At 71.7% G+C, this 13,400-nt stretch carries 13 protein-coding genes; 4 read left to right on the forward strand and 9 right to left on the reverse strand.

Features of this window, described 5'->3' with window-relative positions; genetic code table 11:
• Positions 1-18: 18 nt before the first annotated feature.
• From ACFPFQ_RS28080 to ACFPFQ_RS28090, 3 genes are all read right to left on the reverse strand, one after another.
• The gene (locus tag ACFPFQ_RS28080) at positions 19-339 is read right to left on the reverse strand and encodes a hypothetical protein (RefSeq protein WP_379624078.1); all 321 of its coding nucleotides are present in this window, start codon (positions 337-339) and stop codon (positions 19-21) included.
• Positions 340-369: 30 nt separating this feature from the next.
• Positions 370-948, reverse strand: coding sequence for an HdeD family acid-resistance protein (locus tag ACFPFQ_RS28085; RefSeq protein WP_379624080.1), 579 nt, complete (start codon positions 946-948; stop codon positions 370-372).
• A 95-nt stretch (positions 949-1,043) separates the two neighbouring features.
• Complete coding sequence (locus tag ACFPFQ_RS28090) at positions 1,044-1,298, reverse strand: DUF3040 domain-containing protein (protein ID WP_379624082.1); 255 nt, start codon at positions 1,296-1,298, stop codon at positions 1,044-1,046.
• 280 nt (positions 1,299-1,578) lie between these two features.
• On the opposite strand from ACFPFQ_RS28090, the gene ACFPFQ_RS28095 reads away from it, so the two are divergent.
• Together ACFPFQ_RS28095 and ACFPFQ_RS28100 are read left to right on the forward strand one after the other, a co-directional pair.
• Positions 1,579-2,220, forward strand: a complete 642-nt coding sequence (locus ACFPFQ_RS28095) for an aminotransferase class I/II-fold pyridoxal phosphate-dependent enzyme (RefSeq protein ID WP_379624084.1) — start codon at positions 1,579-1,581, stop codon at positions 2,218-2,220.
• A gap of 113 nt (positions 2,221-2,333) precedes the next feature.
• Positions 2,334-3,278 (forward strand): alpha/beta hydrolase, encoded by a 945-nt coding sequence (locus ACFPFQ_RS28100; protein ID WP_379624086.1) that lies wholly within the window; start codon positions 2,334-2,336, stop codon positions 3,276-3,278.
• A gap of 126 nt (positions 3,279-3,404) precedes the next feature.
• Here the strand turns inward: ACFPFQ_RS28100 and ACFPFQ_RS28105 are convergent, their stop codons facing one another.
• Entirely contained in the window at positions 3,405-4,658 is a 1,254-nt protein-coding gene (locus ACFPFQ_RS28105) for a globin domain-containing protein (protein ID WP_379624088.1), read from the reverse strand.
• Positions 4,655-5,368 carry a helix-turn-helix transcriptional regulator gene (locus ACFPFQ_RS28110; RefSeq protein WP_379624090.1) on the reverse strand — a complete coding sequence of 238 codons (714 nt, stop codon included), beginning with the start codon at positions 5,366-5,368 and terminating at the stop codon, positions 4,655-4,657. Before ACFPFQ_RS28110 ends, ACFPFQ_RS28105 begins: the two co-directional genes overlap by 4 nt.
• A gap of 162 nt (positions 5,369-5,530) precedes the next feature.
• Between ACFPFQ_RS28110 and ACFPFQ_RS28115 the strand changes: the two genes are divergently transcribed.
• Complete coding sequence (locus ACFPFQ_RS28115) at positions 5,531-6,973, forward strand: LytTR family transcriptional regulator DNA-binding domain-containing protein (protein WP_379624092.1); 1,443 nt, start codon at positions 5,531-5,533, stop codon at positions 6,971-6,973.
• A gap of 166 nt (positions 6,974-7,139) precedes the next feature.
• Entirely contained in the window at positions 7,140-8,474 is a 1,335-nt protein-coding gene (locus ACFPFQ_RS28120) for an acyl-CoA dehydrogenase family protein (protein ID WP_379624094.1), read from the forward strand.
• Between the two features lie 49 nt (positions 8,475-8,523).
• Here ACFPFQ_RS28120 and mftM read toward each other — a convergent pair whose 3' ends face one another.
• From mftM to mdo, 4 genes are all read right to left on the reverse strand, one after another.
• Positions 8,524-9,273, reverse strand: a complete 750-nt coding sequence (gene mftM / locus ACFPFQ_RS28125) for a mycofactocin oligosaccharide methyltransferase MftM (RefSeq protein ID WP_379624096.1) — start codon at positions 9,271-9,273, stop codon at positions 8,524-8,526.
• Positions 9,270-10,805, reverse strand: coding sequence for a VWA domain-containing protein (locus tag ACFPFQ_RS28130; RefSeq protein WP_379624098.1), 1,536 nt, complete (start codon positions 10,803-10,805; stop codon positions 9,270-9,272). Before ACFPFQ_RS28130 ends, mftM begins: the two co-directional genes overlap by 4 nt.
• A complete protein-coding gene (locus tag ACFPFQ_RS28135; protein ID WP_379624100.1) occupies positions 10,805-12,001 on the reverse strand; it encodes an AAA family ATPase in 1,197 nt (398 codons plus the stop codon). The genes ACFPFQ_RS28130 and ACFPFQ_RS28135 overlap by 1 nt, the downstream gene beginning before the upstream one ends.
• Before the next feature lie 69 nt (positions 12,002-12,070).
• The gene (gene mdo / locus ACFPFQ_RS28140; protein ID WP_379624102.1) at positions 12,071-13,363 is read right to left on the reverse strand and encodes an NDMA-dependent methanol dehydrogenase; all 1,293 of its coding nucleotides are present in this window, start codon (positions 13,361-13,363) and stop codon (positions 12,071-12,073) included.
• Positions 13,364-13,400: the final 37 nt, after the last annotated feature.

The following is a 13,400-nucleotide window of genomic DNA, read 5'->3' on the forward strand; positions in this document are numbered from 1 at the left end:
TGCCGTTCTAGCAACCTGCTACGACAGGATGTGCACCGGGACGGCCTGCAGGGCCAGGTTCGCGAGCTGCTGGGCGTCGACGAGCTGCGTGTGCTCGATCTGCTCGTGCTCGACGGAGTCGCACTGCGGGCCGAGGTAGGCCGGGCAGGGGCTGGTGGGCGGGAGCGCGTCGCCCGGGTCTGCGGCGGTGACATCGGCGGCGGGGACCTCGGCGATGTCGGAGGTGTCGGCGACGTTCTGCAGGTCGGTTTCCAGTGCGGTGTCGGCGGGCGCCTGCGCGGTCGGGTGAACAGCGAGCAGCGCGGCGAGAACCAGCGGGGGTGCTACAGGGAGCTGCATACCGGCTGGCGTACCCCGGCCGGGCCCGGTTCACACATCGTGGCCCGAACTCGCTGCGGAGAGCGCCCCACGCAGGCGGAACGCCCACACCACCACGATGACGCCGAACACCACCGCGAACCATCCGACGAACAGCAGGATCGTGATCAGTCCGGCGCCGGGCTGCACGATGAGCAGGATCCCGAACAGCACGCTCAGCACGGCCCCGGCGAGCGCCCAGCCCCACGTCGAGGAGCCCTGGCGGCGCATCGCGAACGCCTGCATCACCCCGGCCAGCCCGCTGACGATGCTCCAGAACGCGATGACGAAGAGGACGGCCAGCGCGGTGACGCCCGGCAGCACGAGCGCGATGATGCCGGCGATCACCGAGACGGCGCCCTGCGCGACCTGCCAGCCCCAGTGCGACTCCACCGTGCGGTGCCGCACCCCGAGCACGATGGCCATGACGCCGTCGATGATCGCGTAGACGCCGAACAGGATCACCAGCGCCAGCAGCGCGGTACCCGGCGAGAACAGCGCGATCAGTCCGAAGAGGATCGCCAGCACCCCACGGACGAGCACGAGCCACCACACGGTCCGCACCGCGGCACCCAGCTCCGACGACGTCATGTCCGCTCCCTCCGGGGATGGTTGAAGATCGCACCGTACTCAGCACCGGGCGCACGCCTAGCCCCCGAACGGGCGGCGACGGATCGGGCGAAGGATCAGCCCCCGCGCTGGCGGCGGCCCAGCCGGATCCCGAGCCAGAGCCAGCCCGCGAGCATCGCGGTCAACCCCGCCACGAACAGCACGGTGTCGAGGAGCGAGAACGACAGCAGCAGGCAGACCGTGCCCGCGGCGACGAGCGCCACCGCGGGTGCGGCGCGGCGGCGACGGGATCGCGGCACCGCTGAGCGCTCCTCCGCGGCCAGGCGGTGGGTGATCTCGTCGAAGCTCGCCTGCTCGTCAGGGCTCAACATGGCGGCCTCCCCCGATCGGGGACAAGCATCGCACGACATCGCTCGACATCGCGCGATCCGCGGAAGGTCACCACCGCCGATGGGGTCGGCCGGGTGACCGTGCCCGCCCGGGAGATCCACGACAGCGGCGACCGCCCGGACCGGCCGTCGGTCGACCCGCTCGAGCGCCTGCCGCTGCGGCGCAGCGCCAAGTGGCGCCCCCACCCCGCCGACGTCCTCCCGATGACGATCGCCGAGACCGACGTCGCCCTCGCCGAACCCATCCGGGCGGTGCTGGCCGATGCGCTCGAACGCGCACCACCCCGACGAGCTCGCCGCCGTCGTCGAGCTCGCCACGCGCTACGGCGTCGCGATCGTCAGCGACGAGATCCACGCCCCGCTCACGCTGCCCGGTGCCACGTTCACGCCGCTGCTGACGGTGCCGGGCGCCGCCGAGATCGCCGTCGCCGTGCACTCCACGAGCAAGGCCTGGAACCTGGCCGGCCTCAGGTGCGCCGCGCTGGTGGCCGGGGCGCCGTCGATGCATGCCGTGCTCGACGGGCTGCCGCCCGACACCCGCGGGCGTGTCGGGCACCTCGGTGCGCTGGCCACGGTCGCCGCCTACACCGGCGGCGGCGGCTGGCTCGACGCGCTGCTCGTCGAGCTTCGACGCGCGCTCCTAGCTCGGGGCGACCCTGCGCGAGCGGCTGCTCGCGATCGGCTGGCACCCGCCGGAGGCCACGTACCGGCCTGGTTGGACTGCCGCGCCGTCGACACCCTCGGTGACGTGCAGGAGCGGTTCCTGCGCGACGGCCGGGTGGCGGTCGAGCCCGGCACCCGGTTCGGTGCCGACACCGGCGGCTGGGTCCGGCTCACCTTCGGCACCAGCTCGGAGATCCTCGACGAGGCACTGCGCCGGATGGCGGCCGCACTCGGGTCCTAGGCCGCACCCGGGTACTAGCTCTGTGGGCCGGGCGACGTTCGTCGGGTCCTGGCGGTCCGATTCCCGACGGGTGGTGGATGCCATCCCGCGACGCGCGGGCCATGATCGTTCCCATGACCTACGCCTTCGACCCGGAACTCGCGGCCGCCCTCTCGATGCTGCCCAACCTCGACACCGACGACGTGGTGCTCGCCCGGGCGCAGATGTCGGAGATGATCCGGTCGTTCGGGGAGCCCGACACCACCGGCGTGGACGTCCGCGACGAGCGCGTCCCCGGCCCCGACGGCGCCCCGGACGTCCTGCTGCGCGTCTACACCCCGCACGTGCGGCAGGCCCCGGCGGCGCTCTACGACATCCACGGTGGCGGCTTCATCGTCGGTGACATCGAGACCGACCACGCCTCCAACCTGGAGTTCGCCCGCGAGCTCGGGGTCGTCGTCGTCTCCGTCGACTACCGGCTGGCACCCGAGAACCCCTATCCCGCAGGGTTGGAGGACTGCTACGCCGGCCTCGTCTGGACCGCGAAGAACGCCGACGCGCTCGGCATCGACCCCGAACGCGTTGCCATCTACGGCGCCAGCGCCGGCGGTGGGCTGGCCGCCGCGCTGGCCCTGCTCGCCCGGGACCGCGGCGGCCCCGCGATCGCGTTCCAGTACCTCGGCATCCCCGAGCTCGACGACCGCCTCGAGACGCCGAGCATGCGGGCCTTCGTCGACACCCCGATCTGGAACCGGCCCAAGGCCGAGCACAGCTGGGACGCCTACCTGGGCGGGACGGGCCGCCGCGGCGGCGCCGACGTGCCGGTCCACGCTGCCCCGGCCCGGGCCACCGACCTGTCCGGACTGCCGCCCGCCTACGTCTCGGCGATGCAGTTCGACCCGCTTCGCGACGAGGACATCGCCTACGCCCAGGCCCTGCTGGCCACCGGGATCCCCGTGGAGCTGCACGTGTTCCCCGGCACCTTCCACGGCTCCGGGCTGATGGCGCACGCCGCCGTGACGCAGCGCGAGAACGCCGAGGCGCTGGCGGTGCTGCGCCGGGCCCTCGGGATCGCGTAACACCGCCGCCACGCCGACTTCGCATACGGTGGTGGGTCGTCGCACGGGTTGCACGGTGTGCGAGCACGGGTAACGGTGTGCGAAGTCGGGTGAAGTGGTGCGAGGTCGGGAAGGTGCTGCGGAGTCCTAGTCGAGCGTGAAGGGGTCGTAGCGGATCCGGTCCAGGGGTGTGCCGGCCACGAGCAGCCTGCCGACCGTGGCGCGCACCATCGCGGGCGATCCGCAGACGATCACGTCGTGGTCGCGCCACGCGCCGTAGCGGGAGACGACGTCGGCCAGCGTGCCGATCTCGGCTCCCGTCTCCAGCGTCCGGTGGTCGTCGAGGATGCCGTGCTCGTCGATCTTCTCGATCACCGGCACCACGTCGAGCCAGGCGTTGCGGCGCCCCAGCGTGCGCAGGTGCGGGAGGTCGTAGAGATCGGCGGTGGTGCGCCCCCCGGTGAACAGGGTGGTGGGGCGGGTGGCGCCCTGCTCCACCAGTCGCTCGACGATCGCCCGTACCGGGGCGACCCCCGTGCCGCCCGCGATCAGCAGCAGGCCGTCGCCGGACGCCGATTCGATGCTGAGCCGCCCCATCGGCGGCCCGATCCGCCACGTCTCGCCGGGGGTGGTGTGGGCCACCACCGCGCGGCTGACCCAGCCGCCCTCGACCGCGCGGACGTGGAACTCGAGCACGCCGTCCGGACGCGGCGGCCCCGCGGGTGAGAGGTACCGCCACAGCCGCGGCCGGTGCGGCGTCTCGACGCTGAGGTACTGCCCGGCGCGGTACGGGATCGGGGTGTCGGTCTGCACCCGGACGATCGCGAGGTCCCACCCGATCCGCCGGTGCTCGAGCACCACCCCGGTCCACGACGCCGGTCCGCGCTCCGCGGCCGCGGCGGTGCGCATGCGGTCGGCAGCGATCCGGTAGGCGTGGCGCCAGGCACCCTCGATCTGCGGTGTCCACGCCGCGCCCGAGAACCGCGCGACCGCATCCACCAGCGCGCCGCCGAGCACGTCGTAGTGGGCGTCGGCGACGTCGAACTTGCGGTGGTCGCGCCCGAGCTGGTCGAGGAACGGCTCGAGCTCGTCGGGCCGGTCGACCAGCTGCACCACGTGCACGAGCGCGCGCAGCAGCCGGCCGCGCTGCACCTGCATGTTCACCGGGAACAGCGAGCGGGTTTCCGGCATCCGCCCGAACAGCAGCCCGTAGAACAGCCGCGTCAGCTCCTCGGTCTGCGGCTCGACCAGCGCCCAGCTGCGCCGGACGAGATCGACGGTCGCCGACGGCGGGGTGCCGGGCCGGGCGGGCCCAGACGCATCGAGTCCGGATGCATCGAGCCGGGGTGCATCGGGTGTGGGACCGGTGGCGATCGGCGACGGCAGTCGGTCGATGCTCATCGCGCGCTCGTCTCGGCGGTGGCGACGATGTGGGCCACGCACAGGTCCGGTTCGACGAAGGGCTCCAGCCCCGCCGCGGTGGCCGAACCACCCAACTCTTCGAGTGCTCCGCGGATCAGCCCCAGGTGCAGGGAGCAGACGACCTCGGGATGGGCCGTGGCGACGGCGCGGAAGGGGCAGGCGTGGAGCCGGATCTGCAGGCCGGCCTCCACGGGGGCGACCTCGGGCTCGAATCCGAGCTCGGCGAACGTGTCGGCCACCTCCGCGACGGCGGCCTCCATGGACAGTACCGGGGCCGGAGCTGGGGCCGCGTGGGGCACGAGGGGCGCGAGGGGCTGCGTGGTGGCCGCGGCACGGCCCGCCCGCTCGGCGCGCTCGGCACGCTCGCTGGCGGTGTCGCCCCAGCTCTGGGCGAGCATCATCGCGAGCAGCTCGTACCCGGTGCCGGGGTCGGCCGCCGCGGCCGGGCTGTAGACCAGCCGCGGTCGTCCCCGCCCGCCGGTGGCCTCCGGGCGGCTGCGCACCAGGCCCGCACTGCCCAGTATCTCGAGGTGGAACCGCACGGTGGTGACGTGGAGCCCGCACTCCGCCGCCAGCTCGTGGGCGCTGCGCGGACCGTCGGCGGCACGCAGCGCGTCGACGAGCCGCACGCGGCTGGCCACGGCCAGTGCCTCGTGCGTGCGACGGCGCCGGGTCGCTTCACTGATCATCACGACATCACACCCTAATAAAGAGGATCTCGGTAGTGTAATTTTCGGCGCCGGCACGCCGACCCGGGGGAACGCAGAGCGTCCGGACGGCCCTACCCGAATAAACCGGATGCCGATAGCGTAAATCACCGGGTGCGTCACGAGGACGCGAAGGAGCACTGCGTGCACCGGGATCAGAACGCGTACGGCCGGAGCCGGCACGGAATCGGAGACGGAGACGGTCGAGGAGACGGCCAGCATCGGCGGCAGACGCTGCGGGCCTGGGAACGGTTCGTCTCCGGCGACGACGACGTGCAGGGGGTGTCCCCCGCGATCCTGCTGTCCTGGTACCGCTGCCGCGACGTCCACCGGCTCGATCCCGGGCTGCACCGCCCGCTGGCCGCGCCCCTCGCCGCCGCGGCGGGCAGCAGCGGCGTCCGGCAGGGCCGGGCCGGCGTCTACGCCCAGCTCGGGGGGATCGCCGCGGCCATCGCGCGGCGCAGCGAGCACTGCCTCACCACCGTCACCGACGGCGACGGCCGGATCCTCGCGTCCTGGGGTCCGCGCTGCCTGGTGCAGCAGGCGGCCGGCAGCCACCTCCCGTCGTCGGTCACGTGGTCGGAGTCCGCAGCGGGTACCAACGGCATGGGCACGGCCATCACGGGTCATCAACCGGTGGTCGTGCGCGGTCCGGAGCACTGGTGCCGGTCGTTGCACGAGTGGACGTGCGTCGGGATGGCCGTCTACGACGCGGTCACCGACGACGCGGTCGCCGCGGTGAACATCGCCACCTGCGGGCAGCACGACATCGCGGGGCTGGCCACGGGACTCGCCGCCGAGGTGCGCGCCGTGCAGTCCGGGCTCCACGACCAGGCCAGGGAGCACGGCCTGGAGGTTGCCAGGGCGTTCCTCGCGGTCGACCGGCGCACCACCCACAAGCTGCTGGCCGTCGACGTCGCCGGCAACGTCATCGCGGCCAACGACGAGACCCGCTCGGTGCTGACCGACCTGCCGAAGGGCTTCCTGCTCGAGCCGGGCAACCGGTGGAACCCCGGCGCGCCACAGCTGCGGCGCATGGTCGCCCGGTCGGGCGAGAGACTGCGCGCCGATCCCGCGTGGGTCGGCTCGGCCGACGTCGGCACCGCACTGCTCGGGCATCCCGAGATGTTCCGCTTCAGCGCCGTCACCTCGGCCGACGGCGTCATCGGCTGGGTGCTCTCGAGCGATCAGCACCACGACGACGACACCGTTGCCCTGCCCGCCGCCACGTCCCCGCCCGTTTCCCCGAAGCTCGGCCGCGTCCCTGCGGTCCAGGGCGACCAGGTGCTGCTGCTGGATCCGGCGGAGATCCGCTACGCCGAGGCCGCCCGGCACGTCGTCTGGTTCGTCACCGACCTCGGGAGGGTCCGCGCCGCCACCCCCGGAATGGACAACATCGACGCCGAGCTCGCCCCGTTCGGCTTCCTGCGCGTGCACCGCAGCTACCTGGTGAACGTCGATCGGATCCGCAGGATCGGGCACCCGAGCAGGGGGACCCTCACGCTGAGCACCGATCCCCACCTCGACGAGGAGATCCCGGTGGCGCGCCGCAACGTCGCACGGGTCAAGGTCGTTCTGGGCATCTGACCCGATCCGCGGCCCGCCGTTCGTGCGGGCATCGACACCGCTCGTGCGCCGCCGCCGTCATCCATGCCGGACGCCTTCCGGCCGGGCGGACGCTCCTCGATAGTGACGCCGGTGGACGGATCGCCACGGCGGTCCGATCGCGACGCCGTCAACAGGAGGAGCTCGGATGGCCATCGACTTCACCCTCAGCCCGGAGCAGAAGAAAGTCCAGCTGGATGCGCGGGACTTCGCCGAGAACGTGCTGGCACCGATCGTTCGGGACGCCGATCGGGAGCCCGATCCGCTGAAGGCGTTCCAGATGACGAAGCCGGCCTACGTGGAGTCCTACAAGCGTGGGATCGCCTTCTGCATGCTCCCGAAGGAGTACGGCGGTGGCGGCCTCACGAACGTCGAGCTGATCCTCGCCGCCGAGGAGATCTGCGCCGTCGACCCCGGCTTCGCGTGCACCGTGCTCGTCAACGGGCTGGGGCTGCTGCCGGTCTGGTACTGGGGCACCGAGGACCAGAAGAAGAAGATCTTCACGGCGGCCACCTCCGACCCGACGGGCGAGTGGATCGCCGGCTACGGCGCGAGCGAGCCCGCCGGCACCCCCGGTGGCACCGCGAACTTCGACACCCCGCTGCCCGCACCCGCCGGCATCGGTCTGCAGGCCATCCTCGAGGGTGACCACTACGTGCTCAACGGGCGCAAGTACTGGCCCTGCAACGTCGGCGGCTGGGACGGCCAGGGCGCCAACACCAGCCTCTACGTGGTGCGCACCGACCCGGACCTCGGTGGCACCGAGGGCCTGGCCGCGATCATGGTCGACCGCGGGACACCGGGTGTCACCTTCAACACGATCGACTCGTTCGGCCACCGGCTCACCCCGAACTCCGAGGTGATCTTCGACAACGCCATCGTGCCCAAGGAGAACATCGTCGAGGGCACCAAGGGCAACGGCGACCTGCTGATCAACCGCAACTTCGCATGGTCGGGCCCCGTGGCCGGGATCGCGGCGGTCGGCGTGGCCCGCGCCGCCTACGAGGCCGCGCTGGCCTGGGCGAAGACCTACACCGCAGGCGGCCCGTTCCCGATCATCCACCACCAGAACGTCGGCTACGTGCTCGGCGACGTCGCCGCGAAGATCGAGGCCGCCCGCTACTTCTGCTGGAAGGCAGCGCACTACATCGACGAGCACAACTACCACGGCGAGCTCATCGGCGCGATGAACAAGACCTACTGCACCGAGTCGCTGTTCGACGCCGTCTACAAGTGCCTGCAGGTGGTCGGCGTCAACAGCGCCGACAAGAAGCACAGCTTCGAGAAGTACCTGCGCGAGGCCGCGATCCTGCCGATCTACGACGGCGGCAACTTCGGCATGCAGCGCCGCCGCGTCCACGGCATCATCGCGAGCCCCGACTTCGACCCGCGGGCCCTGATGGACAACAACTACGTCGAGTTCACCAAGGAGATGGAGACGATCGACACCATCGCGAGTCCGACACGCGTCGGCTCGCACTGATCCCACGATGACCGTCGAGGGGCCCGCTGCGGTGGGCCCCTCGACGCCGTCACCGATCGATCACCAGCCACCCGCCGTGGTGGTCCGCCACCCGATAGCGGTGGCCGGTGCTCGCGCCGAGGCGGTGCAGCGCCGCCGCGTCGAACGTCCGGACGTGACCCCACGCCACGTCCGGCACGTCCTCGTAGGGCACGGCGACCACCACGCGGCGCCGCGCCAACCGCAGCATCTCCGCCAGCACCAGCACGTCCACACCCGCAGGCAGGTGCTCCAGCAGGTGCACCGCGAGCACGGTGTCGGCGCACCGGTCGGCGAGCGGCGCGGCCGTCGCGTCACCGGCGACGGCGTGCACCGGCAGTCCCAGCAGCGGCGCCATCGCCGCGAGCAGGCGCACCGTGCCCGGCGCGATGTCCACGGCCGTCACCCGGTGCCCGGCCGCGGCGAGCTGCAGCGCCAGGAAGCCGAAGCAGCAGCCCAGCTCGACCACATCCGGCCCGACGGCCAGCTCGGTGGCCCGCTGCTGCACCGGCGCCATGCCGGCGTTGGTGCCGCCGGGATCCCCACCGGCGGCGAGCGCGGTCAGGGTGTTGCGGTAGAACGACTCCCACGCCACCACCGGTCGCCACGCCGTCGAGAGCACCACCGAGACGAACGCCTGCTCGAAGGCGTTGGGGCGCAACAGGCCCGGCGCCACGAGATCGCGGGCGATCCAGCCGGCCAGGTCGTTGCTCAGCCGATCCGGCGGCACGCGGTGGCGCACCCGGCCGTCGGCGCCCAGCGTCAGTGTCGTGAGGCTCATCGCGTCAGCGGCTCCGCGGCCATCTCCAGCGCGGCGCTCTCCAGGCCGGTGAGGTCGCGCACCACCCGCACGCGGCTGCAGTACTCGGCGTACTCGGGCAGGTCACAGGCCCCGAGACCCCACGAGTAGCGCGGCTCCGGCGTCAGCCAGATCGTCTCGCGGGCGCGGCGGGTGATCTCGGCGAACGCCTCGACGTTGGGCGGGTTGCCGTTGCCCCGACCGTCGCCGAGCACGATGACCGTGGACCGCCGGTTCACCGCGGAGCCGAAGTCCTCGCCGAAGCGGCCGAACGCGGCGCCGTAGTCCGAGCTCGCGTCGACGTCGAGCACGTCACCGCCGAACACGAGCCCGAGTGCCTGCTCCACGGGGTGGTCCTCGAACAGGTCGGTGATCTCGACGAGGTCCGCGACGAACGCGAACGTCCGGACCTGGCCGAACAGGCTCTGCAGGCCGTGCACCATGTGCAGGGTGAAGCGGGCCGTCGCCCGCACCGACAGCGACACGTCGGCCAGCACCACCAGGCGCGGCTTGTCCTCGGCGCGGCGCACCGTGACCGGCGCGAACGGGATCCCGTCGAAGCGCATGTTGCGCCGCATCGTGCGACCCGAGTCGATGCGCCCGCGGCTGGCGACCTTGCGCTTGTGCGTCAGCCCGCCGTGCAACGAGCGCGCCAGCCGCCGCAGCGACTCCTCCAGCTCCATCCGCTCGTGCTCGCCGACCCGGTCGACCTCGGCGACCGCACGCTCCGGCGACTCGACGGACCGGTGCTCCAGTGCCAGCAGCGCCTCCAGGTGGGCCTTGAGCGCCTCGGGCAGCCCCGCCAGCACGCCGGTGAGGCGGCGGCGCAGTGCCGCGGCGTCGTCCTCGGTGCCGTCCTGGGGTTCCCCCTGCTCGTCGACAGCCTGGTCGAGCCAGCCGAACAGCGCCTCCTGCTGCGCGACGGACAGGTCGGCGTCGACGCTGATGCCCTGCTGCTGCGACAGCTGCCCGGGCGCGCCGGCGCCGTGGAGCCGGTCGGCCTGGATCTGGACCCGGTTGCCCTCCCCCGCCATGCCGGTGTTGTCCTTCGAGATCACGATCTCGTCGGTCAGCGCGGCCAGGTCGATCTTGTTGGCCTCCTGGTGCAGGTTGTAGGCCTGCGCGAGGTCGTCGGGGTCGAAGTACTGGCGGATGTCCACGGGCTTGCCGTGGTCGTGGCCCTCCTGCGGGGTGTCGCTGGGCGCCTCCGACAGCGTGAAGTCCTCCAGCAGACCCTCGTCGGACAGGTCGTCATGGCCGTGGCCATGACCGTGCCCGCCGTCGGACGGGCCCACCTTCACCAGCGCGAAGAACTGGTCGAAGATCTCGTCGAAGACCTCGTCGTCACGCCGGTCCTTGATCAGCGCGACGCGCAGGGCCGCGCGCAGCTGCTCGCGGTCGCCGAGCATGCCCGGTTGGGCGGCGCAGGCCATCGCGTCGAGCGCCTCCGGGATCGACACCCGCACCCCGCGCAGCCGCAGGAAGCGCACGAACCGGTGCAGCGAGGCCTCCACTACAGCGCTCGCTTGCGGCCCAGCCCGGCACCGAAGCTGCGCGCCCCGCGATCGGCGGTGACCTTCGGCTTCGGCGTCACCGGCACGGGCGGCTGCGCGGAGTCGCGGGTGCGGTAGTAGGCCTCGTCGTGGCGGCCCTCGGCGTCCTTCGCGGCGCGGACGGCGCGGCCGTCGACCTCGTCGGGTTCGTCGTGCTGGTGCTCGCCGTGGCCATGTCCGTGCCCATGGCCGTGACCGGCGACGTGACCCGGCTCGGGCACCGTCGCGTTCGGGTCGACGAGCCGGGGCATGGCGCCGATCGCCTTGCGCACGTCCTTGTCGTACTTGACCACCACCGATGCGGTGTCCGAGAGCACGGTCGCGGTCAGCTCCGTGACACCGAGGACCGCGAGCGTGCGGGCCCAGTCGATCGTCTCGGAGATCGAGGGCGCCTTGCGCAGCTCGAGCTCGCGCAGCCCGCGGACGATCTCGACGAGCTGCGCGGCGAGCGCGTCGGGCAGCCCGGTGTTCTTGCTCCGCACGATGGCGAGCTCGCGCTCGGCGGAGGGGTAGTCGAGGAACAGGTGCAGGCAGCGGCGCTTGAGGGCTGCCGAGAGGTCACGGGTGTTGTTGCTGGTCAGGACGACGTAGGGCGGGGTCTTGGTGGTGAACGTGCCCACCTCGGGCACCGACACCTGGAACTCGGCCAGCGTCTCGAGCAACACGGCCTCGAGCGCCTCGTCGGCGCGGTCGACCTCGTCGATGAGCAGGACGGTCGGGTCGGCGGAGCGGATCGACTCCAGCAGCGGGCGGGAGGCGAGGAAGCGCTCGGAGAAGAACACGCTCTCCTGGGCGCCGATGCGGTCGACGGCCGACTCGAGGTCGGGGGCGTCGGCCACGACCTGGCCGATCTTCTCGCGCAGGATCTGGGTGTAGAGCAGCTGCTTGCCGTAGTCCCACTCGTAGAGCGCCTTCGTCTCGTCCTGGCCCTCGTAGCACTGCAGGCGCAGCAGCCGCCGCCCGCTGATCAGCGCGAGTGCCTTCGCCAGCTCGGTCTTGCCCACCCCGGCCGGGCCCTCGATGAGCAGCGGCTTGTCCAACCTGGTCACCAGGAAGACGGTGGTGGCGAGCCGGGTGTCGGCGATGTAGCCGTGCGCGGCGAGCGCCTCGACCACCTCGTCGACGGAAGCGAACTGAGCGCCATCGGTCTGCGACATGCTGCTCCGAATCTCGTGGGTGATCGGCCCGGGCGGGGCCGCAGCCCCGCCCGGGCCGGATGTGGCCGCTCAGCCGAGCAGGTCGTCCAGGTCGCCGTTCATGCAGTGATCGACAACGGGGCGCACCGTCTCGAAGGTGCACTCCTTGGCATTGCCCGGGGTGCAGGCGTCACCGAGGACGTGGTTGGTGATGCGGTCGACGTCGGCGGCGTCACCCGTGATGACCTTCGCGTTCTCGTAGTACGCGGTCGGACCCGTGCCGAGGCGGTTCTTCGAGTAGCTGTCGGTCGTCACGTCGACGAAGCGCTCCGGGATGCCCACGTCGCGCAGCAGCCGGATCGCAGCAGCCAGCGCGGCCTCCGCGGCCTGCACCTTCGTCATGCCGTGGGTGTCGATGCCCATCGCCTCGGCGATGTCGGCGAAGCGCTTGTAGGCCACCGGCATGTTGAACGCCCAGACCCGCGGCAGCGCGATGGCGTTGTTGAGGCCGTGGTGGGTGTCGTAGAACGCCGAGATGGCGTGCGAGATCGAGTGGATGATCCCGAGACCACCGGAGTTGAACGCCTGCGCGGCGATGTACTGTGCGTACATCATGCCCTCGCGGCCGGGCAGGTCCTGCCCGTTCCACACGGCTTCCCGCAGGTTCTCGGCGGTCAGCTTGATCGCGTACAGGGCGTTGCCCAGCGACGGGGCGAAGTTCAGCCGCGAGACGTAGGGCTCCGACGCGTGCGCGAGCACGTCGAACCCGCACTGCGCGGTGTAGTCGATGGGGCAGCTGAAGTAGAGCACCGGGTCGTCGATCGCCAGCGTCGTGACCGACGCGTCGTCGAACGCCACGTACTTGTGCGGGTTGTCCGGGTCGGTCGTGGTGTCGGTGATGACGTAGGCCCACGACGTCTCCGAGCCGGTGCCCGCCGTCGTCGAGACCGCGATGTGCGGCGGGTTCTTCGGGTTCTCCGACTTGTTGAAGCCCTCGAACTCGTTGACGTTGCGGCCGTCGTGGGCCACCGAGATCCGCGCGCCCTTGCAGGCGTCGTGCGAGGAACCCCCGCCGATGGAGACGAAGCTGTCGCACTGGTTCTGCTGGTAGAGCGCCACGGCGTCCATGACGTTGTAGTCCTTGGGGTTGGACTCCACCTTGTCGTAGAGCACCACCTCCAGGCCGTGGTACTTCATCGACTCGGTGATCTTCTGCACGACGTCGGAGCCGCGCAGGCCCGACGTCATCACCAGCGTCTTCTTGAAGCCCAGCTTGAGGGCCTCCGGCCCGATCATCTCGTGCGCACCGGGGCCGAGCATGGCCCTCGGGAACGGGTGGAACTCCTTGATCGGGAATGGCTTCAGCAGTTCGTCGACCTGCATGGGAGCCCCTTCTGGCAGCGGTGGATGGCGGATGCGA

This window comes from Pseudonocardia sp. GCM10023141 (assembly GCF_042653605.1).

Bases quoted from the DNA above. Each gene is read 5' to 3' on its own strand.
- mftM (WP_379624096.1), bottom strand. From the start codon at position 9,273: ATGAGCCTCACGACACTGACGCTGGGCGCCGACGGCCGGGTGCGCCAC.
- ACFPFQ_RS28120 (WP_379624094.1), top strand. From the start codon at position 7,140: ATGGCCATCGACTTCACCCTCAGCCCGGAGCAGAAGAAAGTCCAGCTG.
- ACFPFQ_RS28090 (WP_379624082.1), bottom strand. From the start codon at position 1,298: ATGTTGAGCCCTGACGAGCAGGCGAGCTTCGACGAGATCACCCACCGC.
- mdo (WP_379624102.1), bottom strand. From the start codon at position 13,363: ATGCAGGTCGACGAACTGCTGAAGCCATTCCCGATCAAGGAGTTCCAC.
- ACFPFQ_RS28095 (WP_379624084.1), top strand. From the start codon at position 1,579: ATGCGCTCGAACGCGCACCACCCCGACGAGCTCGCCGCCGTCGTCGAG.
- ACFPFQ_RS28135 (WP_379624100.1), bottom strand. From the start codon at position 12,001: ATGTCGCAGACCGATGGCGCTCAGTTCGCTTCCGTCGACGAGGTGGTC.
- ACFPFQ_RS28080 (WP_379624078.1), bottom strand. From the start codon at position 339: ATGCAGCTCCCTGTAGCACCCCCGCTGGTTCTCGCCGCGCTGCTCGCT.
- ACFPFQ_RS28105 (WP_379624088.1), bottom strand. From the start codon at position 4,658: ATGAGCATCGACCGACTGCCGTCGCCGATCGCCACCGGTCCCACACCC.
- ACFPFQ_RS28085 (WP_379624080.1), bottom strand. From the start codon at position 948: ATGACGTCGTCGGAGCTGGGTGCCGCGGTGCGGACCGTGTGGTGGCTC.
- ACFPFQ_RS28110 (WP_379624090.1), bottom strand. From the start codon at position 5,368: ATGATCAGTGAAGCGACCCGGCGCCGTCGCACGCACGAGGCACTGGCC.
- ACFPFQ_RS28100 (WP_379624086.1), top strand. From the start codon at position 2,334: ATGACCTACGCCTTCGACCCGGAACTCGCGGCCGCCCTCTCGATGCTG.